At 64.8% G+C, this 19,511-nt stretch carries 21 protein-coding genes and 1 tRNA gene; 13 read left to right on the forward strand and 9 right to left on the reverse strand.

Annotation, left to right across the window (positions count from 1 at the left end; genetic code table 11):
• Positions 1-3: 3 nt before the first annotated feature.
• Both EV698_RS03635 and recJ read left to right on the forward strand, forming a co-directional pair.
• On the forward strand, positions 4-1,020 hold the full coding sequence (locus tag EV698_RS03635; RefSeq protein ID WP_130502787.1) for a hypothetical protein: 1,017 nt from the start codon (positions 4-6) through the stop codon (positions 1,018-1,020).
• Entirely contained in the window at positions 1,017-2,762 is a 1,746-nt protein-coding gene (gene recJ / locus EV698_RS03640) for a single-stranded-DNA-specific exonuclease RecJ (RefSeq protein ID WP_130502788.1), read from the forward strand. The genes EV698_RS03635 and recJ overlap by 4 nt, the downstream gene beginning before the upstream one ends.
• Before the next feature lie 14 nt (positions 2,763-2,776).
• On the opposite strand, the gene EV698_RS03645 is transcribed toward recJ, so the two are convergent.
• Entirely contained in the window at positions 2,777-4,846 is a 2,070-nt protein-coding gene (locus EV698_RS03645) for a carboxy terminal-processing peptidase (RefSeq protein WP_130502789.1), read from the reverse strand.
• 110 nt (positions 4,847-4,956) lie between these two features.
• Here EV698_RS03645 and EV698_RS03650 point away from each other — a divergent pair, with 110 nt between their 5' ends.
• Positions 4,957-5,808: an alpha/beta hydrolase gene (locus EV698_RS03650; protein ID WP_130502790.1), complete on the forward strand. Its 852-nt coding sequence runs from the start codon at positions 4,957-4,959 to the stop codon at positions 5,806-5,808.
• 3 nt (positions 5,809-5,811) lie between these two features.
• Here EV698_RS03650 and EV698_RS03655 read toward each other — a convergent pair whose 3' ends face one another.
• Both EV698_RS03655 and EV698_RS03660 read right to left on the reverse strand, forming a co-directional pair.
• Complete coding sequence (locus EV698_RS03655; protein WP_130502791.1) at positions 5,812-6,294, reverse strand: DUF6231 family protein; 483 nt, start codon at positions 6,292-6,294, stop codon at positions 5,812-5,814.
• Positions 6,291-7,058 (reverse strand): ParA family protein, encoded by a 768-nt coding sequence (locus tag EV698_RS03660; protein WP_130502792.1) that lies wholly within the window; start codon positions 7,056-7,058, stop codon positions 6,291-6,293. The genes EV698_RS03655 and EV698_RS03660 overlap by 4 nt, the downstream gene beginning before the upstream one ends.
• Before the next feature lie 72 nt (positions 7,059-7,130).
• Here EV698_RS03660 and EV698_RS03665 point away from each other — a divergent pair, with 72 nt between their 5' ends.
• A complete protein-coding gene (locus tag EV698_RS03665; RefSeq protein ID WP_130502793.1) occupies positions 7,131-8,156 on the forward strand; it encodes a quinone-dependent dihydroorotate dehydrogenase in 1,026 nt (341 codons plus the stop codon).
• Positions 8,157-8,204: 48 nt separating this feature from the next.
• Positions 8,205-8,294: transfer RNA gene (locus tag EV698_RS03670), tRNA-Ser, on the forward strand.
• Positions 8,295-8,644: 350 nt separating this feature from the next.
• Here the strand turns inward: EV698_RS03670 and EV698_RS03675 are convergent.
• A complete protein-coding gene (locus EV698_RS03675) occupies positions 8,645-9,208 on the reverse strand; it encodes a hypothetical protein (protein ID WP_130502794.1) in 564 nt (187 codons plus the stop codon).
• A gap of 271 nt (positions 9,209-9,479) precedes the next feature.
• On the opposite strand from EV698_RS03675, the gene EV698_RS03680 reads away from it, so the two are divergent.
• Positions 9,480-10,331: a L,D-transpeptidase family protein gene (locus EV698_RS03680; protein WP_239016198.1), complete on the forward strand. Its 852-nt coding sequence runs from the start codon at positions 9,480-9,482 to the stop codon at positions 10,329-10,331.
• A 60-nt stretch (positions 10,332-10,391) separates the two neighbouring features.
• Here the strand turns inward: EV698_RS03680 and EV698_RS03685 are convergent, their stop codons facing one another.
• From EV698_RS03685 to EV698_RS03695, 3 genes are all read right to left on the reverse strand, one after another.
• On the reverse strand, positions 10,392-10,661 hold the full coding sequence (locus EV698_RS03685) for an Lpp/OprI family alanine-zipper lipoprotein (RefSeq protein ID WP_165385712.1): 270 nt from the start codon (positions 10,659-10,661) through the stop codon (positions 10,392-10,394).
• A 119-nt stretch (positions 10,662-10,780) separates the two neighbouring features.
• On the reverse strand, positions 10,781-11,362 hold the full coding sequence (locus EV698_RS03690) for a L,D-transpeptidase family protein (protein ID WP_239016199.1): 582 nt from the start codon (positions 11,360-11,362) through the stop codon (positions 10,781-10,783).
• On the reverse strand, positions 11,359-11,595 hold the full coding sequence (locus EV698_RS03695) for a glutaredoxin family protein (RefSeq protein WP_130502797.1): 237 nt from the start codon (positions 11,593-11,595) through the stop codon (positions 11,359-11,361). Before EV698_RS03695 ends, EV698_RS03690 begins: the two co-directional genes overlap by 4 nt.
• Positions 11,596-11,648: 53 nt before the next feature.
• Here EV698_RS03695 and dusA point away from each other — a divergent pair, with 53 nt between their 5' ends.
• Positions 11,649-12,659 (forward strand): tRNA dihydrouridine(20/20a) synthase DusA, encoded by a 1,011-nt coding sequence (gene dusA / locus EV698_RS03700; protein ID WP_239016200.1) that lies wholly within the window; start codon positions 11,649-11,651, stop codon positions 12,657-12,659.
• A 13-nt stretch (positions 12,660-12,672) separates the two neighbouring features.
• Here the strand turns inward: dusA and EV698_RS03705 are convergent, their stop codons facing one another.
• On the reverse strand, positions 12,673-13,473 hold the full coding sequence (locus EV698_RS03705) for a TatD family hydrolase (protein WP_130502799.1): 801 nt from the start codon (positions 13,471-13,473) through the stop codon (positions 12,673-12,675).
• Between EV698_RS03705 and EV698_RS03710 the strand changes: the two genes are divergently transcribed.
• From EV698_RS03710 to fdxA, 4 genes are read left to right on the forward strand one after another with little or no spacing between them, the layout of a single operon-like run.
• Positions 13,429-15,084, forward strand: coding sequence for a class I adenylate-forming enzyme family protein (locus EV698_RS03710; protein ID WP_239016201.1), 1,656 nt, complete (start codon positions 13,429-13,431; stop codon positions 15,082-15,084). The two genes, EV698_RS03705 and EV698_RS03710, sit on opposite strands and share 45 nt — an antisense overlap.
• The gene (gene thiD / locus EV698_RS03715) at positions 15,081-15,911 is read left to right on the forward strand and encodes a bifunctional hydroxymethylpyrimidine kinase/phosphomethylpyrimidine kinase (protein ID WP_130502800.1); all 831 of its coding nucleotides are present in this window, start codon (positions 15,081-15,083) and stop codon (positions 15,909-15,911) included. Before EV698_RS03710 ends, thiD begins: the two co-directional genes overlap by 4 nt.
• Before the next feature lie 7 nt (positions 15,912-15,918).
• Positions 15,919-16,404 carry an Rrf2 family transcriptional regulator gene (locus tag EV698_RS03720; RefSeq protein WP_130502801.1) on the forward strand — a complete coding sequence of 162 codons (486 nt, stop codon included), beginning with the start codon at positions 15,919-15,921 and terminating at the stop codon, positions 16,402-16,404.
• Positions 16,401-16,724 carry a ferredoxin FdxA gene (gene fdxA, locus EV698_RS03725; RefSeq protein ID WP_130502802.1) on the forward strand — a complete coding sequence of 108 codons (324 nt, stop codon included), beginning with the start codon at positions 16,401-16,403 and terminating at the stop codon, positions 16,722-16,724. Before EV698_RS03720 ends, fdxA begins: the two co-directional genes overlap by 4 nt.
• Before the next feature lie 12 nt (positions 16,725-16,736).
• On the opposite strand, the gene ispG is transcribed toward fdxA, so the two are convergent.
• Positions 16,737-17,978: a flavodoxin-dependent (E)-4-hydroxy-3-methylbut-2-enyl-diphosphate synthase gene (ispG, locus tag EV698_RS03730; RefSeq protein WP_207220491.1), complete on the reverse strand. Its 1,242-nt coding sequence runs from the start codon at positions 17,976-17,978 to the stop codon at positions 16,737-16,739.
• A 27-nt stretch (positions 17,979-18,005) separates the two neighbouring features.
• Here ispG and EV698_RS03735 point away from each other — a divergent pair, with 27 nt between their 5' ends.
• Entirely contained in the window at positions 18,006-18,698 is a 693-nt protein-coding gene (locus EV698_RS03735; RefSeq protein ID WP_130502803.1) for a glutathione binding-like protein, read from the forward strand.
• On the forward strand, positions 18,695-19,507 hold the full coding sequence (mazG, locus tag EV698_RS03740; protein ID WP_207220492.1) for a nucleoside triphosphate pyrophosphohydrolase: 813 nt from the start codon (positions 18,695-18,697) through the stop codon (positions 19,505-19,507). The genes EV698_RS03735 and mazG overlap by 4 nt, the downstream gene beginning before the upstream one ends.
• Positions 19,508-19,511 lie beyond the last annotated feature (4 nt).

Genomic DNA, 19,511 nt, shown 5'->3' on the forward strand with positions numbered 1-19,511 from the left:
CCCGTGGCATCGCGCACCCCCATCCGCTGTCTTGCGCCGGCCCTGCTGGGGCCCGTGCCCGAAACCCTCGCCGAGGCGACCGGTTCGGCGGGACCGTTTCCGGCGCTCGAGTACGTGCTCGGCAAATCGCGGCGCGAGGTGGCGGAAACGGCCGACGGCGAGGCGCTGATCTGTGCGATCGCCGGCGGTGATGCGGCCCCCGGCGCTTTGCTGGCGCGCGGGTTCGGGATTGGCCCGGGACGGATCGGCTACCGGGCGGCTCCCGTGCACCTGCGACCGGATCGCGATCGGCTCCTGCTGTTTGCCGGCGATGACGCCCGTCCGAGCGCCGACGAGGCCGCGTCGATACGTGACGATTTCAACCGCGCCTTTGCCGCCGACGGGATCGAGCTCCAGACCCGGGATGGCGAATGGCTGCTGGTCGCCGATACCGCCCCGGGCCCGGACCTGCCTTCGCTCTCCCGCGTGGCGGGTCGCTACCTCGACATGGTCATCCCGGATGATGCCGCGACACGCCCGTGGCGAAAACTGCTCAACGAAGCGCAGATGTTCCTCTACGATCATCCGGTCAATGTTGCCCGCTCGTCACGGGGCGAACTGCCCGTCAACGGCTTCTGGTTCTGGGGTGGCGGCGAGATGACGACGGAAGCGATCTCGGGTAACGGGACATGGATTGTCAGCGACGATCCGCTCGCCATGGGGGTGGGTCGGGCACTGGATGCCCGGGTGAGTCAGCCCGGCGATGTCGATCCGGCGACACTCGCCGGTGCCGATGCGATCGTGATTGCCTGGACCGACGCCGAGCGGGCGCTCCTCGGGGGCGACGTCGAGGGCTGGCTCGCGGCCCTGCAGCGCTTCGAGGCGAGCTGGGCGCCGATCCTGCGTGACCTCGCACTCGAGTCCGGTCGGGAAATCGATCTGCAGGTCGGTGGCGGTGCGTGTTTTACCCTTGGGCCGGGGGCGCGGCGGCGATTCTGGCAGCGCATTCGGCCATTGACGGACTGGATCCAGCGCGAATGACCGATGCCTCCGGGCCACGAATCCGGCAACGCCAACCGGCGGACGCCGCTGATCACCTGCCGGAGTCCCTGCCGGCGATTCTCCGCGATCTGTACCGCGCCCGGGGTGTCACTTCGGCACAGGCGCTCGAGTACGGGCTCGGCTCGATGCCGTCTCCGGGCGCACTCGCCGGCATTGACGAGGCGGCGCGAACACTGGCCACGGCGATCATGGCCGGCCATCGGCTGCTGGTCGTTGGCGATTTCGATGCCGATGGCGCCACCAGCACGGCGCTGGCGGTCAAGGGTCTTCGGTCGATGGGCGCCGGGCCGGTCGATTATCTCGTCCCCAACCGGTTCGAATTCGGTTACGGGCTCTCGCCCGAGCTTGTCGCCGTTGCCCGCGAGCGTCGGCCCGATCTGATCCTCACCGTTGATAACGGTATCAGTGCCAACGAGGGGGTCGAGGCCGCCGGGGCGGCCGGCATCGATGTGGTGGTGACCGATCATCACCTGCCGGGAGAGACACTTCCGTCGGCGCTGGCCATCGTCAATCCACAGGTCGCCTCGAACACCTTCGAGGGCCGGCATCTCGCCGGTGTCGGGGTCTGTTTCTACGTGCTCCTCGCCACCCGGGCACGGCTCAGGGCGGAGGCGTGGTTCGACGACCAGCGCCCCGAACCCAACCTGGCCGAGCACCTGGATCTGGTGGCCCTGGGGACCGTGGCTGATGTCGTCCCGCTGGATCGCGTCAATCGGTTACTGGTGGAGCAGGGGCTGCGGCGGATACGCTCGGGACGGGCGACGCCCGGCATCCAGGCGTTACTCGATGCCGCGGGCCGGGAGCCGGCCCGGGTCAATGCCACGGATCTGGGATTCGGTGCGGCACCGAGGCTGAATGCGGCAGGACGGCTGGATGACATGAGCCTCGGCATCGAAACGCTCCTCGCCGCCGATACCGCCACGGCCCAGCAGTGTGCCGGACGTCTCGAGCGCCTCAATCGCGAGCGTCGCCACCTCGAGCGTGAAATGCGCGACGCGGCGGTCGCCGATGTCGAGGCCGAGTCGCTGGAAACGCAGGGCGATGTCCCGCCGATCCTGTGTCTGTTCGATCCGCGCTGGCACCAGGGCGTCGTCGGTATCGTGGCGTCGCGGCTAAAGGATCGCTTTCGCCGGCCGGTTGTCGCGTTCGCGCCGGGCGAGGCCGGCGAGATCAAGGGATCGGCCCGGTCCGTCCCGGGGCTGCACATGCGGGATCTGCTGGACGCCGTCAACACGCGAAGCGGGGGGCGGATTGTGCAGCGTTTCGGCGGCCACGCAATGGCCGCGGGACTGACCCTGCAAGGTGATCAGTTTCAGGCCTTCAAGGCGTTACTCGTCGAGTGCGCCCGGGAGCGGCTGGGAGACGAGCCGGATGGCGAGGTGTTCTGGACCGATGGTGTGCTGCCCGCCGACGCCTACACGCTCGAGACAGCGTCGCTGCTCCGCTACGCGGGCCCTTGGGGCGCGGAATTCCCGGAACCCCGCTTTCACGACCGGTTCCGTGTCCAGAATCAGCGGGTTGTCGGCGAACACCATCTCAAGCTTTCGCTGAGCCCATGGGAGGCACCGTCGACCGTAATCGACGCGATCGCCTTCAATGCCGCCGCCGACGTCGAGATCGGCAGGGGGCAGGTGGTCGATGCGATTTTCCGGCTCGAGATCAACCGGTACCGCGGCGTTGATAGTCCCCAGCTAATCGTCGATCACCTCGCCCCGGCCTGAAGCCGGGGCCCGCCCTATCGTCCGGCGATGCGGGCGCCCTCATCCGCCCGCAGCTCGGCGAGATCCGCGATCACCTCGGCGCTTTCATCGAGCAGCACATCCGGCATCGTATCGGAGGACAGGGCCGACAGGTCATCGATCGGTGACAGTCCGTAGGCCGAGCGCTGCGAATTGATGGCGGCCAGGCGCTCTTCGGCGTCTGCATCCATCGATGCCTGCCGATCCGCTTCATTGAGCGACACCGTGGTCTGCTCACGCGACTCCCGCAGGCGGCTGGCCTCGTCGGAAATCGCGACCAGCGCCGGGTCCTGCCGGAGCCGACGCTCGTGGCGCTGCCGCAACTCACCCATCAGTCCGTTCAGCCGATCCAGCTGGCGGTAGTCAGCGGTCTGAATGGTGTCCCAGGGCAGGGCGTTATCGGCAGACCGCTCGCTCATGGCGTCATTGCCATGGGGATAGGGCATTTCGAGATCGGGTGTCACCCCCTGTAACTGGGTACTGTTGCCATTGATCCGGTAGAACTTGGCGATGGTCAGCTTGAGTCGGCCGCTCGGATTGTCTTCGCTGCCCACACCGAACCGATCCAGGTTGATGAGCGTCTGTACCGTGCCTTTACCAAAGGTCTGGTCACCCATCACCACTCCGCGGCCGTAATCCTGCATGGCGGCGGCAAAGATCTCCGATGCCGAGGCGCTGCGCCCATCCACGAGCACACCGAGGGGGCCGTCGTAGACGGCGTCTTCCGCGGCCTGATCATTGAGGACACGACGCTCACCGTTACGCCGGTGGACCTGCACAATCGGCCCCTTGTCGATGAAAAGCCCGCTCAGCTGGACGGCCTCGTCGAGCGCGCCACCGGCGTTGCCACGCAGGTCGATGATGAGCCCGTCGATCCCCTCGAGCTTATCGCTCTCGATGAGCTCGCGAACATCCCGGGTGGTGCTGCGATAGTCGGAGTCCCCCGCGTTGGCGGCCTCGATGTCGGCATAGAACGTCGGGATATCGATCACGCCGATACGCCGGTTGTTCTCGTCGCGCTTGACCTCGCGGATCTCGGCCTTGGCCGCCTGCTCCTCGAGCTCGATGGTGTTGCGCGTCAGGGCCACGGTGTCCTGGCTACTGTCGCCGGACCCGCTCGGGGGCAGGACCTGGAGGTAGACTTCCGAGCCCTTGGGGCCACGGATCAGGTCGACGACATCGGCGAGTCGCCGGCCCACCACATCCTCGATTTCATCGGGCGACTGGCCGACGCCGACAATCCGATCGCCTGCGCCGAGTTCGCCGCTACCCTCGGCCGGACCACCGGGGATGAGCTCGACGATTTCGACGAAATCCCCCTCGCTACCCAGCAATGCGCCGATGCCCTCGAGCGAGAGGCGCATATTGATATCGAAATTCTCCGACCGGCGCGGCGACATGTAGCTGCTGTGCGGGTCGTACTCACCGGCCCAGGCGCTCATGAAAGTCTGGAAGACATCCTCGGGCTCGTATTGGGCCAACGTCCCCGGGAGCCGCTCGTACCGCTCGGTGAGGGATTCCTCGATGGCGGCGATATCGCGACCGCTCAGTTTTTGCTTGAGGGCATCGTTGGTGACGCGTTTACGCCAGATCGCGTCGAGTTCCGACATCGATCCCGCCCACTCGGCATCGGTGCGGTCGGCGTCGAAGCGCATGTCGCCATCGAAGGACAGCCCGTTGTCGAGGATCTCCAGGGCATAGTCACTGCGCTCGCGTACGCGCTGTCGATAACGCTCGAAGATCGCATAAGCGGTATCGAGCTTGCCGTTCTCGACCTCGTCGTCGAGCTCGCGTCGCCGATCGGCGAAGGCGCGGATGTCGTCGCGAGTGAAGTAGTAACGCTGCGGGTCAAGGGCGTCGAAGTAGGCATCGTAGACAGCGCGCGAGAGCGTATCGCCGGCCGCTCGATCGTTGTAGTGATAGCGCGACAGCAGCTCGCCGACCACCGGTGCGGACTCCTTCTGGATCGCCTCCGGCTTGATCGCCTCCGACGCAGAGACGCCAGATGCGCCTGCGAGCAGCAGCAGTCCGCAGATAACCCGAGTAATTCGATTGGCTTGTTTCAATGTTCCACCTTGATCCGATCTTGAACGCTAAACCATCAGACAGGTCGCGTAGCGGGAAAATCCATCGCGCATTCTGGTAGCGTATCCGCTCCACGAAACAGGGGGAACCAATGTTTGCCGATTTCCACTGGCCGAACTGGGAGCAAACCAGTGATCCGGCGCTCCAGATCCTCGCCTCCCAACCCTCAACGGGCGCGGCGGCGCGTCAGACACCGATCGTGTTCATCCACGGGGCGTTCATGGGTGCCTGGTCCTGGCAGCCGAATTTCCTCGATTATTTCGCCGGTCAGGGTTTTCACGCGATTGCCCCGAGCCTGCGCGGGCACGGTGACAGCGAGGGCTTCGATCGACTCGACAGTGCCAGTATCAACGACTACGTCAACGATCTGTCGACGGTCGTCGGGCAACTGGAGGGGCCGCCGCCCATCCTCGTTGGCCATTCGATGGGGGCGCTGGTGGTGCAGCGTTACATGGAGCGGGCATCGGTCTCGGCGGCCGTTCTGATGGCGCCGGTCCCGCCGCACGGGCTCATGCCATCGACGCTTCGCATGATGATCGGGGATCCGTTGCTCTACCTGCAGTTCGGGATGATGCAGTTCTTTGGTGCAGGCACGGTCGACAGTAGCGTCGCCCAGCGCGCGGTGTTCTCCGAGTCGACGGCGCAGGAAGACCTCGAGGACTATGCCGAGCTCGTCCAGCGCGAATCCCAGCGCGCCCTGTGGGACATGAACGTCCACGCCCGCGGCCGTCCCCGGCTGACCCGCGGCGATATCCCCGTGCATGTGATCGCCGGTGCCGAGGACGCGCTTTTCAATGCCCGGGAAACGAAGGCCGTCGCCGATCTCTGGGATGCTACGTGGGAGGAAGTCCCCGGGCTTGCCCATGCAATGATGATCGAACCCGGGTGGGAGCGGTCCGCGCAGGCGATTGTCGACTGGCTCGATTCGAGGGCCATCCCCTGAGCCCTACCAGCGGTATCGGTCCCAAAGCGCCGGGTTGGCCCAGTGACGGGCATTGAGCCAATCCGGCGTGACCTTGTAATCGGCCAGACTGAATTCGTACCAGCGCCGGCGGCTGTCGCCTTCGCCGGTGGTGTCCCAGCGGCGGAATCCCAGCCCGACCAACTGCTGACGTCCGAGCACGGCACCGGACCGTGGCGCGCCGATAACCAGGACCCGGCTCGCACAGACATCACGCAGTCGGCTGACGAGCTGAACCGCCGCGGCCTCATCGGCAAAGCCCGCCGCGGCATCCACCACGGCCAGCTCGACGCTCGGCAGCGCATCCAGGCGCGCCTGCGCATCAGGGGCGTCGACAATGGTCGGATTGTGCGCCGACAGAGTATCGGCAAGCGCCGTGTCGTCGGTAATGACGAGTACGCCGTTGTCCCGCGCCGCCGCCACGGCCTCGCCGAGTCGCTCGAGGGTGCTCACGGTATCGTCGCTCATTTCGCCTCCAGATAGTCATGGAGCTCGATGAAGGCCGCCGTGAGCTTGTGACGGGGTGCCAGATCGATTAACGGGCGCGCCACCTGGTGGGACTCGCGCACCTTGACCGACGACGGCAGGTACGGCTCGGCGACCGGCCGTCCCTGCTCCCGTAACCTGTCAACGAGCTCGCCGGGGAGCCGCGCCCGAGACTGGAACTGATTGATGATGATCGCCTCGATCACGAGCTCGGGGTTGTGGTCGATCTTCAGTTCATCCACCGCGGCGATCAGCTCGTCGAGCGCCTGTTGCGCGAAGGCGTCGCAGTCGAAAGGTACCAGGCAGCGGTTGGCGGCGATCAGCGCCGAGCGGGTGTAGAAGTTGAGTGCAGGGGGCGTGTCGATATAGATCCGGTCGTAGCCCTCAAGTGCATTCAGTGACTCACGAAGCTTGTAGATCTTGTAGCGCGATTCGAGCCGTCCCTGCAGCGTTTCCAGTGCCGGATGGGCGGCAACAACGGCCAGGTTGTCGTAGCCGGTTGGTCGTGCAATAGCATGAATATCACGGGGATAGATGCGAAAGCTCAGTGTATCTTCAAAGTAGCCGGCGATGGTATCCGCCGCCTCGCGAGGCTGCTCGCCGAGCAGGTACTGGGTGGCATTCGCCTGGGTGTCCAGATCGATAACCAGGGTTCGGAGTCCGCGCCGGGCCGCGACGGCGGCCAGGTTGCAGGTGATTGTCGATTTCCCGACACCGCCTTTCTGGTTGAAGATGACCCGAAGCACACGCGATCTCCTGCTATAATTCGTGCATTGATATCAGTCTAGGCATGTCCACCATCCGGGTCGAGGGTTCCTATGTTCAGTGCCGCCAGGCGCCTGCTTTTCATGCTGCCGCCCGAGCGGGCGCATGATGTCACGTTCGGTTCACTCGACTGGCTGGTCAGTGCCGGCGGCGGGCGGTTATTGCCCCGACGTGTCGAGGCGCCGCGCGACGTGCTGGGGCTTCGCTTTCCCAACGCCGTGGGGTTGTCGGCCGGTCTCGACAAGAACGGCGATCATATCCGCAGCCTCGCAGCCCTCGGGTTCGGGTTTCTCGAACTGGGAACCGTCACACCGGTTGGCCAGCCGGGTAACCCGGCGCCGCGCCTGTTCCGATTGCCGGCGCATCAGGCCCTGATCAACCGGCTCGGCTTCAACAACGAGGGGGTGGGTCACCTTTGCAACGCCGTGCAGCGGGCGGCACCGCGCGTTGATATCCCTATCGGCGTGAACATCGGCAAGAATCGCGATACGCCGCTTGAACGAGCGGCCGACGACTATCGGGCCTGCCTCGAGGCGGTTCACGGCGTTGCCGACTATGTCGTTGTCAATCTGTCCTCGCCCAACACGCCCGGGCTGCGCTCGCTTCAGGCGGGGAGAGAACTGACGGATCTGGTCGGCAGCCTGCGCGAGCGCTCTGACCAGCTGCAGGCCGAAACCGGTCGTAGCGTGCCGCTGGTAGTCAAGATTGCCCCGGATCTCGACGACGATGCCCTCCGCTGGTTGGTCGATGCCCTGCAGGAGGCCGGAATCGACGGCATCACCGCGACCAATACCACGATCGATCACAGCGCCGTCGAGGGTGCGCGTCATGCCGATGAGGCCGGCGGCCTCAGCGGTCGTCCGCTTCGCGACCGGGCCACGGATGTCGTTGCCCGGGTGAGGGAACAGGCGGGGCGCGATCTGCCAATCATTGCGGCGGGCGGCATCATGAGTGGCGATGATGCCGTGGAGAAGATCCAGGCGGGTGCTGACCTTGTGCAGATCTACACGGGGCTGATCTACGAAGGCCCCGCGCTCGTCCGCCATGCCGCCCGATCCATCCGCGATCAGTGCGATTGACGATAAGGCTTGCTCTGACCGTTAACCGAATGGACAATCCCCGTCACCGGAGAGGTGGCAGAGTGGTCGATTGCGGCGGACTTGAAATCCGCTGAGTCCGAAAGGGCTCCGGGGGTTCGAATCCCTCCCTCTCCGCCAGACATAAAACAGGGGCCGCAGGCCCCTTTTTTATGTCTGATGCAGCGCGGGGTTCGAACCCCCGGAGCAGATAAACGGGGTTCGACCAATCGCGCGAGCGATTGGGACGCGTCGCGCAGCGATGCGCCCGAAGGGTGAGGCCGCAGGGTGAGGGTGAGGCCGAAGGCCGAATCAATTCTTCCCGGCTCTTCCGTTGTTGGTTCTTCCCGACCCTTTGCACATGCCTTATACACATCGAGGAGTGTGTATAGGGCGTGTGCAAGCGGTGAGGAAAAGGCAACAGCAGTCTGCCTCGGTTCAATTAACCGGAGTTCAGGGGCTGAACGGCCCGCTCCAGATCCAGCGGCAACCTAGAACCGGTATTCGAGCCCTGCCGAGACGCTCGGTTTATACCTGAAGCTCTCGAACGTGCTTCCTAGACCCGAGTCATCGGTTAACGCGGCACCGGATCCGGTCTCGGCCCCGTCCGCATCAGGGATACTCTCGAACGAGAGCCCCATATCCAGCGACAGCCCCAGTCGGCCGTCGCGGCTGATGTTGTTGTCCCATCCCACGCCTACGTAAGTCTGGATATTGTCGCGTTTGATCGCGGAGGGGCTCCACGACTCGGCGTTTTCCGGTATATCGCCGTAGCGTGCGCCACCGCGCATCCGCAACCCGTTGTCACTGAATGACCAGTCGATGAGGGCGGAGAATGCAAGCTCGTCGCCCATGAGATCGAAGGCCGAGTGCGACAGATCATTTCGCCGAACCGGGCGATCCGAGACACCGAAGCGGATATCCAGACGATCGTTGAGACGGGCGGTAAGCTCGGGCTCCAGTGCGCCATTCGACTGCCAATCGACTGGCTGGGCATGGACGCTCGCCGACATCGCAATCGTTGCTGCCGATATCAGTAATAACTGCCTTGTCATGCCTTTACCCTTCATAGGTTCATTATTCCGCAAACCCACTGGAAAGCGAAGCCCCGTGACCAAAAAACCTGCGGTAGACTCTCATCACCGACATTTCGGGACGAGTCGATTAATCGCCAATAGCAGGGTTGCAGGAATGGTTGCGGGAAGAGGGTGCTCAATCATCAGAATCGGTTGGCTCATCGGGTGGCTATTGCTCTCGCCCGCCGTCGCCGCATTGAGTTTTCCGCTTCCGCCGGCAGGCGTGGATGTGGTCGGCGAGATAAAGCAGGTGAAAGCCGATCGTGACGATACGCTGCTCGGGCTCGGACGCAGATACGGAATCGGCTACGAAGAGATGCGCCGCGCCAATCCGTCAGTCGATGTCTGGCTGCCGGGTGCAGGCACCGAAATCGTGATACCGAGCCGCTACGTCCTCCCCGATGCCCCGCGCGAGGGAATCGTGGTCAATATCGCGGAGATGCGGCTGTATTATTATCCCGAAACCGAAGACGGCGATACGCCGCAGGTGGAGACCTATCCGATCAGCGTCGGCCGGATGGACTGGAATACCCCGCTCGGCCAGTCACGTATCACCGAGAAGACCGAGGACCCTTACTGGTTTCCGCCCGAGTCGATCCTGACCGAGCGCGCCGAACAGGGGCGGCCGCTCCCGGATGCAGTCCCGCCCGGGCCGGAAAACCCCCTCGGCCGGCACAAGATGCGTCTGGACATTCCCGGAGGCGCCTATCTCATTCACGGCACCAACGAGCCACGGGGCATCGGCATGCGCGTCACTCATGGCTGTATCCGCATGTTTCCGGAGGACGTCGAATCGCTTTTCAACCGGGTGTCCTCGGGAGCCAGCGTGCGTATTGTCAATCAGCCCGTGAAAGCGGGATGGGCGATCGGCGAGCTGCTGATCGAGGCACATCCGGTTTTGCCCCCCGAAGCCGAAAACGCCTACGACCCGATGAAATCCCCACCGATGCGCAATGCCGTCGAGGCGATCTCCGCGGTGATCGATCGCGGTGCGGCTCGGGTGGATCATCAGCGGCTGGTGCGCGTCATGGACGCCGCAAGCGGGATGCCCGCCGCGATATCGCGGCGTAACGAGGTGAGCTCCATCGCCCGGGAGCGGTAGCCGTCCAGACATAAAAAACCCCGCTAATGCGGGGTTTGGGTCAGACTTTTTGACAAGGTCTTACTTGTACATCGACTCTTCGAACATGCGATCAATCTTCTCGCTGTTCTCGTCAGCCTTGCGGTTGGCGTTGGCAGCGGAGGTCTCCGCTCCCTCGGCGGTCATCATGGCGGTGCTCGCCTCATCCATCGCGGAATCGGCAAGCCCACGGACATCGTCGATCTCGGCCTGCAGGTCCTGCATCGAGGTCTGCGAGGCGCAACCAACCAGCAGGCCGACGGAGGCGGCTGCGGCACTGAGTTTGAGCATGGTTTTAAGTGTCTGGCTCATAGTAAATCTCCTTGATTCTTGTATGACGTCTATTCCTGACATGACATTATCAGCGGTTAAACGCCATGAATGTCCATCGCATGATTACGCGCTACCCGCCGTAGTTCAACCCCCGCCCGCTATTCAATCACCACGGGTGTACCCACATCGACCAGGGATTGCAGCGTTTCGATCTGCTCATTGGTCATCGCGATACAGCCCTTGGTCCAGTGGAATGCCTGGTGGATATCGGGATCACCGTCACCGATGCCATGGAACCCGATGTGCCCACCGAGGACTCCGTCCTGGGGGAAGCGGCCGTCTCGCAGTCCCTTCTCCAGTGTCATACGGTATCGGCGGTCCGACAGGTCACCCCGTCGTCGCGCCCGATCGAGATGATCGAGGGTGGGATAGTTGATGCCGATGAATCGATGAAAGCGGCTCTGCGGGTTGAAGTGGGTAATCCGGTACTCACCGCGTGGCGTGGTCTGGTCGCCCCTGAGGTGCAGATCCGAGATGCCGCCGCGCCCGAATGCGATGTCGTCGAGCTCCAGCAATCGCTCATTGCCCCGCCAGACTTCCGTCACCGCGGTTTCGGTGTCCACCCGGACCCAGATATCGCCGCGCGGTGCCGATGCGGCCGGTGCCATTGTCATGGCTGCCACGCAGAGCACCGCGATGACAACGCAGAAAAGGCGGATACCTGGGCGCGCACGCGTCACGGCAGATACCGGTAGAGCGACGCGGTATCGAATGGCCAGCGCAGGACATCGGCGCGGGCGTCGCAGTCGATGACCGGGATCGATTCGGCGTAGGTCGCCTCTGCCTGCGGATCGTCCATGATATCGACGCATTCGATATCGACTCCGCGCCGGCGGGCAACCGGTACGAGCAGGGCATACGCCTCATCACAGAGACGACAGCCGGAAGTGGTGTAAAATCGCACCAATGACATCAGATACCCGATTGAATGAACCTCGCGCAGAGGATAGCGCGATTGCGACCCGCATGAGTATGGCGCAACACCGCCGTCTGAGCGTCGCCCCGATGATGGACTGGACTGATCCTGCGTGCCGGTACCTGCTACGCCTGATCAGCCGCCACACGCAGCTCTATACGGAAATGGTCCCGGCGCAGGCCCTGTGGCACGGTCACCCCGAACGCTTCCTCAAAGGGCATCCCGCCGAGACGCCCGTGACGGTGCAGCTCGGTGGCAGCGATCCGCTACAGCTCGCCCGTGGCGCGGAGCTGGCCGAGGCCTGGGGCTATGATGAGATCAATCTCAATGTCGGCTGTCCCAGTGATCGCGTCCAGTCGGGGCGATTCGGCGCCTGCCTGATGCGCGAGCCGGCGCTTGTCGGCGAGCTCGTCGCGGCGATGCGATCGGCAACGCGGCTGCCGGTCACGGTTAAATCGCGTATCGGCGTCGACGATTACGATTCCTACGACGCACTGTGCTTATTCACGCAGGCCGTCATCGATGGCGGTGCCGATGCGCTGATCGTGCATGCCCGCAAGGCCTGGTTGCAGGGGCTCTCACCGAAACAGAACCGCGATGTGCCACCGCTGCGCTACGATCGCGTGGCAGCCCTCAAGGGCGACTTTCCCGCTTTGCCGATCATGCTGAACGGCGGAATCCGCGATCTCGATACCGCGCTGGCCTGGCTCGATACGCTCGACGGCGTCATGATCGGACGCGAGGCCTACCACAACCCGTGGCTACTGGCCGAGGCCGATCGCCGTATTTTCGGCGATCTCTCGTGCGCGGCGCCTGCCCGGGACGACGTTGTTCGGGCCTACCGCGATTACGTGGCCGAGCACTGGCAGCCGAGCATGCCGATCACGCGGTTTACGCGGCATCTCTCGGGGCTCTTCCAGGGCCTGCCCGGGGCCCGCATCTGGCGTCGGGCGCTGAGCGAGCAGGGCGCGGTTCGCGGCGCCGGCCCCGAGGTGATTGATCAGGCGCTCGAGGCCCGCCAGGCAGCGCTGGAAACGCCAGCCACGCCCTCCACCGCATAGCGAGGGCGCTGCCTTACCCGGGCAGCCGGAAAAAGCGGCGGCTTGTTGCCGCGGTGGATGCGACCAGGTGGCTGGCCGATTCGTCGCGAAGCGCAGCAACGGCCTCGAGGACATGGGGCAGGAAACCCGGCTCGTTACGCCGTTTTGCCGGCGGTTCCGGCAGGTTGCGAGGCAACAGGAACGGGGCGTCGGTCTCGATCATCAGCCGGTCGAGCGGGATGTCGGGCACACAGCGCCGCAGCTCGGCGCCGCGCCGGTCATCCGCTACCCAGCCGGTAATGCCGATGTGGACATCGAGTGCGAGACACGCCTCGAGGAGTGTCCGGTCCCCAGTGAAGCAGTGCAGGACCACGGCGGGCAGGGCCGCGCGATGCTCGCGCAGAATGGCAAGGAAGTCGGCCTCGGCATCGCGCTGATGCAGGAAGACCGGCAACTGGCTGGCGGCGGCAATCTCGAGCTGGGCGGCAAAGGCTGCCCGCTGGTCCGAACGCGGTGAGAAGTCGCGGTTGTAATCGAGCCCCGTCTCACCAACGGCCACCACGGAAGGCCGCTCGATCAATGCCTGTAGTGATCGGGCCGCGGGGCTCGACCACTGATCGGCGTGATGCGGGTGAACGCCGGCCGTGGCGTGCATGAGGGCCGGCCGCGTCTCTGCGAGCGTCACGGCGGATTCCGACTCCGCGAGGTTGACGCCGGTGAGGATCATGCCGGTGACACCGGCGGCCGTTGCCCGCTCGATCACCGCATCGCGATCGGCATTGAAGCGCGCATGGGTGAGGTTGACGCCGATATCGATGAGGTCGTTGTACTGCATGCGAATATTCTGCTGGAATTCCGAGGGATGATGAACATGGATTCAACCGGGGATCAGCGCCCGATGAACTGGGTCGGTGACTGGAGCGGTCGCCGACGGACCCTCACGCCGACGCGAACGGCGCTGGTCGATCCGGCGACGGACCAGCGGCTGACCTACCGTGAGCTGGATGACCGTGCGCGACGCTGGGCGCACTGGATGGTCGATGAAGCCGGGCTGACCCCGGGGCAGGTCGTCGCGCTCATTACCCGCAATCGGCTGGAGGCGATCGAGCTCTTCCTCGCGGCGGGGAAGACCGGGGTAGTGATCGCACCGGTCAGCCATCGGCTGACATCCAGCGAGGCGGGTGAGCTTATCCAGCGGCTCGCGCCGGCATGGCTGGTATTCGACGACGCGCTGGATGATTTCGTCGATGCGCTCGGGGTCGATGACGCCGCTCTGGCACGACTGCGCTTCGGTGCGCCCGGGAGTCCGGCCGAGCAGGCGCTCGCGCGCCAGACAACGGCGCCGATCAACCGCGCGCTCGCCCTGGCAGACCCTTGTCTGCTGGTGCATACCGGCGGTAGTACCGGTCTGCCCAAGATCTGCCGTATCAGCCACCGCCAGATGCTCTGGAATGCGATCGAGCTCCTGCTCGCCGCTGACGGTGCACTGGCGAAGCGCCGCGAGCTCGTGCTGTTCCCGCTCTTCCACATCGGTGGCTGGAACACGCTCATTCCTATCCTCTATGCAGGGGGGTGCGCGGTCGTTCCGCCGGCATTCGATCCGGACGCCGTCCTGAGCGCGATCGATGCCTACGGCATTAACCACCTGGGGGCGGTGGAGGCGATGCTGCAGGCGCTTGCCGCGCGTCCCGCGTTCGCCACGCATTCGCTGCAATCGCTCGAGGCCATTACCACCGCCGGCGCGCCCTGCGCCGAGGCGAGCATGGCGCCGTTCCTGGCGCGTGGCATCAGCGTGCGGCAGTCCTACGGACTGACCGAGGCCGGGCCGTCGAACTTCATCAATGCCGCTCAACCGGGAGAGGCCGACGAGGCGGCCGTCGACCGGGCGAGCGTTGGCACCAGTTTTTTCCACACCGACTACCGCATCGTCGAGCCGGCGTCTCTTCGGCCCGTAGCGGTCGATGAACCCGGTGAGCTGCAGATGCGCAGTCCCCACGATTTTGACGGTTACCTGGATGATCCGGCCCGCACGGCGGAGCGCTGGAGCGAGGATGGCTGGATCCGCAGCGGGGATATCGCCCGGGAAGATGATACCGGACGGGTCTTTATCGTCGGCCGGCTCGACAATGTCATTGTCAGCGGTGGCGAGAACATCGCCGCCGAGGAGGTCGAGACCGTCCTTCGCGGCCACCCCGATGTCACCGGCGCCCTGGTATTCGGCATCACCGATGCGCACTGGGGGGCGAGGCCGGTTGCCTGGCTGACCGGCCCCGCGCATGATGCGTCGGCGGCGCTGTCTGCCTGGCTCGAGGGGCGCCTTGCGCGTTTCAAGCATCCGGCGGTGATCGAGGTGGTCGACAGCCTGCCGCTCACCGGTGCCGGCAAGCCCGACCGGCGAGAGGCTCGTCGTCTCTACGAGCAGACTTATCACGGAGGATCGTCATGAGCCCCGCACGCATTCTGATCATTGCCGGCTCCGACTCCGGCGGGGGTGCCGGCATACAGGCCGATATCAAAACGGTCACCGCACTCGGTGGCTACGCGATGACCGCCATCACCGCGCTGACGGCACAGAACACGCGGGGTGTACAGGGCGTTGTCGGCGTCGAGCCGGCCTTCATCCGCGAGCAGATCCGCTCGGTGGTGGATGATCTGGGCGTCGATTGCGTGAAGACCGGGATGCTCCACGACCGGGCCGTGATTGATGCCGTTGCCGATGAACTCCAGCGCTGCGCCGGCCATGTCCCCTGGGTGATTGATCCGGTGATGGTCGCGCAGAGCGGCGACCGGCTGGTAGCGGATGATGGTATGGCCTATCTCCGCGACCGACTGATTCCCCACGCCCGGCTGATTACGCCGAACATCCCGGAGGCGCAGGCACTGCTCGGCCGGCCGATCGAGTCAGCCGCCGCCATGGATGACGCGGCCCGGGCGCTGCTCGCACTCGGCTGCGAGGCCGTCCTGCTCAAGGGCGGGCATCTCGATGGCGAGACGCTGATCGATGTCCTCGCCACCGGGGAGGGTAGCCAGCGCTTCGAGCATCCCCGTATCGCGACCACCAGTGACCATGGCACGGGCTGCACACTGGCCTCGGCAATCGCCGAGGGGCTGGGCCGGGAACTCCCGCTCGATGCGGCCGTCCACCGAGGCAGGGATTATCTGCACGATGCCCTGGCGAGCGCATCACCACTCGGTCACGGGCACGGGCCGGTCAACCATTCGCATACCGTGGCCCCTTATGGATTGAGGGGCAGCGATAACGAGCAGACGTGACAACGCAATGATCAGACTGTCGGCGAAGAGCCGTTATGCCGTCAGCGCCCTGCTGCACCTGGCGGTCCACAATCAGGCGGGTGCGGTTCCCCTGGCGGAGATTTCCGTTTGCCAGGGGATCTCGATGTCCTACATCGACCAGATCTTCTGGAAGCTGCGACGCGCGGGGCTCGTTCGTGGCACGCCCGGTCCCGGTGGCGGGTATCGACTCGGGCGTGACCCCGAGGCCATTTCCATGGGCGAGGTGATTACGCTCATGGACGGGCAGGGCGGGCCGCGGCGCGCGACCTCCGCCCTCGACGCGCAATTATGGGCGGGGCTTGCCGATCGGATCGAGGCGTTCCTGAACGGGATTACGCTGGCGGATTTCGCGGCGCGACCGGAGATCCGTGACGCGCTGGTCGACCAGTACAATGGTGGTGGCTGGCGCTGCGATATCTGTGGTGCCCTGTCGACGCGGCAGCAGCCCTCGACCGGGGCGTCGGGCGCATGACCTACGTCGTCACCGAATCCTGCGTTCGTTGCCGGTACACGGACTGCGTGGAGGTCTGTCCGGTAGACTGCTTCCATGGTGGTCCGACCATGCTGGTAATCGACCCGGAGGAGTGCATCGACTGCGCGGTCTGCGTGGCGGAGTGCCCGGTGGATGCGATCTATCCGGATGATGAAGTGCCCGCCGATCAGCAGGACTTTATCGCCCTCAACGCGCGTCTGGCGCAGCAGTGGCCCGTGCTCAGCCGCCGCGAGGATCCCCCCGCCGATGCGGAGGGCTGGGAATCGGTTACCGACAAGCGCGATCAGATCATCGAGTGAGGTGGTGATCCGTCAGCGGTCGGCGCTGGCCATCCCGTAACGGCGCTCCACATAATCCTCGACGAGTGCCTTGAATTCGCCGGCGATATTATCGCCCTTGAGCGTCACGGTCTTCTCACCATCGACGTACACGGGCGCGACCGGCTTCTCGCCGGTGCCCGGCAGACTGATGCCGATATCGGCCTGGCGGCTCTCGCCGGGACCGTTGACCACGCAGCCCATCACCGCGAGGCTCATCGACTCGACGCCGGGATAGTGCTCGCGCCATTCCGGCATGCGATCGCGGACATGGGTCTGGATCTCGTCGGCGAGCTCCTGGAAGTAGGTACTGGTGGTGCGCCCGCAGCCGGGGCAGGCCGCCACCAGGGGCGTGAAGCTGCGAAGCCCCATCGTCTGGAGGATCTCCTGGGCGACGATGACCTCTTGGGTGCGGTCGCCACCCGGCTCCGGCGTCAGCGAGATCCGGATGGTGTCGCCGATTCCCTGCTGGAGCAGCACGGACAACGCCGCGGTAGAGGCGACGATGCCCTTCGATCCCATCCCCGCCTCGGTGAGGCCGAGATGCAGCGGGAAGTCACAGCGTGCGCCGAGATCCTGGTAGACGTTGATCAGATCCTGCACGCGGCTCATCTTGCAGGAGATGATGATCGCGTCATGGGGCAGACCGATCGACTCTGCGCGCTCGGCGCTCTCGAGCGAGGAGACGACCACCGCCTCGCGCATAACCGCCTCCGGCGGCTTCGGTTCGGCACGTGCGGCGTTCTCGTCCATCAGGCGCGAGAGCAGATCCTGATCCAGGCTGCCCCAGTTCACGCCGATGCGCACCGGGCGGTTCATGTCGCGGGCGAGTTCGATGATCTCGGTGAACTGCGGGTCGCGGCGGCTGCCTTTCCCCACGTTACCGGGATTGATTCGCCACTTGCCCAGCGCCTCGCCGCACTCGGGCACGGCCCTCAGCAGGCGATGACCGTTGAAGTGGAAATCGCCGACCAGCGGCACATCCACACCCATGTCATCGAGCCGCTGACGGATCCTCGGAACCGCGCGTGCCGCTTCTTCGTTGTTGACGGTGATGCGGACCAGCTCGGATCCGGCGCGCGCCAGGTCGGCAACCTGAATCGCGGTGCGTACCTCGTCCACTGTGTCGGTATTGGTCATGGACTGCACGACCACGGGGGCATCGCCGCCCACCGTGACGTGGCCCACCTTCACCGGCACACTGGGACGTCTCTGAAAACCGGACATTTCGTTCATAGTTCTATTATAAAGGATGGAATCCGCATGATCGACGTTTACACCTGGCCAACACCGAATGGTCATAAAGTCCACATCGCCCTCGAAGAACTCGGACTCGACTACCAGGTCCACGGCATCAATATCGGCCAGGGCGACCAGTTCGGCGAGGCGTTCCTGCGCATCAGTCCCAACAACAAGATCCCGGCGATCGTTGATACGGACGGACCGGGCGGTGAGCCGATCTCGATCTTCGAGTCGGGGGCAATCCTCCTGTACCTGGCTGAAAAGACCGGCCAACTCGTTCCGGACGATGCAAGACAACGCTATAACACACTGGAATGGTTGATGTTCCAGATGGGTGGACTGGGTCCGATGCTGGGCCAGGCGCACCACTTCCGCCAGTACGCGCCCGAGCATATCGACTATGCCTTCAACCGCTATACCAATGAAGCAAGCCGCCTCTACGCGGTCATGGATCGTCGGCTTGCCGATCACGAATGGCTTGCGGCCGATACCTATACCCTCGCCGATATCGCGAGTTATCCGTGGATTCGTCCGCATGACGACCAGGGTCAGTCGCTCGACGACTATCCGAACCTCAAGCGCTGGTACGAGGCAATCAGTGAGCGGCCGGCCGTGCAGCGCGGTCTTCAGGTGCTCGCCGACGCCCGCGCGCCGGCGCTGGACGATGCCGCCAAGGAGCAGCTGTTCGGCAGCAGTCAGTATCAGCGCCGATGACTGCTGTGGAGGAACTGCTCGCGGTCATGGCGCGACTGCGCGATCCCGAGCGGGGCTGTCCGTGGGATCGTGCCCAGGATTTCCGCAGCATCGTCCCGCATACGCTCGAAGAGGCCTACGAAGTGGCGGATGCCATCGAGCGTGACGATCACCCCGCCATGCGCGACGAGCTCGGTGATCTGCTCTTCCAGGTGGTCTTCTATGCCCAGATCGGCCGCGAGGCGGGCAGCTTCGATTTCGAGGCGATTGCCCGGGCGGTGACGGACAAGCTGATCCGCCGCCACCCGCATGTCTTTGGCGATCGCGAGGAGACCACCGCCGGGTCACAGCGGGCGACCTGGGAGGCCATCAAGGCGGAAGAACGTGCCGAGCGTGCCTCCGGCGATGCCGCTCCGAGCGCGCTCGATGATGTCCCGCTGGCGCTGCCGGCACTGACCCGCAGCCGCAAGCTCCAGTCGCGGGCGGCACGGGTTGGATTCGACTGGCCGGAACCGGGTCAGGTCATCGACAAGCTGCGCGAGGAACTCGGTGAGCTCGAAGAGGCGCTGGGCGATTCACCGCGAGACCCTGCGCATGTCCACGAAGAGATGGGGGATCTACTACTCGCCTGTGTCAATCTCTCGCGCCAGATCGGTGTCGATCCCGAGCAGGCGCTGCGCGATGGCAATGCCAAATTCGAGCGCCGTTTCAGGGGCCTGGAGGCGATTATTGCCAATACGGGTCAAGATCTCGAATCGGTAGGATTCGACCGGCTCGAGGCCGCCTATCAGCAGGCCAAGGCGCGCGACCAGGGCATTGACCCCACTTGAATAC

Origin of the sequence: Spiribacter vilamensis, assembly GCF_004217415.1 — a bacterium.
Taxonomy (GTDB): Bacteria; Pseudomonadota; Gammaproteobacteria; order Nitrococcales; family Nitrococcaceae; genus Spiribacter; species Spiribacter vilamensis.

Bases quoted from the DNA above. Each gene is read 5' to 3' on its own strand.
- EV698_RS03695 (WP_130502797.1), bottom strand. From the start codon at position 11,595: ATGTCATTGGTGCGATTTTACACCACTTCCGGCTGTCGTCTCTGTGAT.
- EV698_RS03705 (WP_130502799.1), bottom strand. From the start codon at position 13,473: ATGCAGTACAACGACCTCATCGATATCGGCGTCAACCTCACCCATGCG.
- EV698_RS03655 (WP_130502791.1), bottom strand. From the start codon at position 6,294: ATGAGCGACGATACCGTGAGCACCCTCGAGCGACTCGGCGAGGCCGTG.
- EV698_RS03685 (WP_165385712.1), bottom strand. From the start codon at position 10,661: ATGAGCCAGACACTTAAAACCATGCTCAAACTCAGTGCCGCAGCCGCC.
- EV698_RS03665 (WP_130502793.1), top strand. From the start codon at position 7,131: ATGTTCAGTGCCGCCAGGCGCCTGCTTTTCATGCTGCCGCCCGAGCGG.
- ispG (WP_207220491.1), bottom strand. From the start codon at position 17,978: ATGAACGAAATGTCCGGTTTTCAGAGACGTCCCAGTGTGCCGGTGAAG.
- EV698_RS03720 (WP_130502801.1), top strand. From the start codon at position 15,919: ATGATCAGACTGTCGGCGAAGAGCCGTTATGCCGTCAGCGCCCTGCTG.
- recJ (WP_130502788.1), top strand. From the start codon at position 1,017: ATGACCGATGCCTCCGGGCCACGAATCCGGCAACGCCAACCGGCGGAC.
- thiD (WP_130502800.1), top strand. From the start codon at position 15,081: ATGAGCCCCGCACGCATTCTGATCATTGCCGGCTCCGACTCCGGCGGG.
- EV698_RS03650 (WP_130502790.1), top strand. From the start codon at position 4,957: ATGTTTGCCGATTTCCACTGGCCGAACTGGGAGCAAACCAGTGATCCG.
- fdxA (WP_130502802.1), top strand. From the start codon at position 16,401: ATGACCTACGTCGTCACCGAATCCTGCGTTCGTTGCCGGTACACGGAC.
- EV698_RS03735 (WP_130502803.1), top strand. From the start codon at position 18,006: ATGATCGACGTTTACACCTGGCCAACACCGAATGGTCATAAAGTCCAC.
- dusA (WP_239016200.1), top strand. From the start codon at position 11,649: ATGAGTATGGCGCAACACCGCCGTCTGAGCGTCGCCCCGATGATGGAC.
- EV698_RS03710 (WP_239016201.1), top strand. From the start codon at position 13,429: ATGGGTGAGGTTGACGCCGATATCGATGAGGTCGTTGTACTGCATGCG.
- mazG (WP_207220492.1), top strand. From the start codon at position 18,695: ATGACTGCTGTGGAGGAACTGCTCGCGGTCATGGCGCGACTGCGCGAT.
- EV698_RS03675 (WP_130502794.1), bottom strand. From the start codon at position 9,208: ATGACAAGGCAGTTATTACTGATATCGGCAGCAACGATTGCGATGTCG.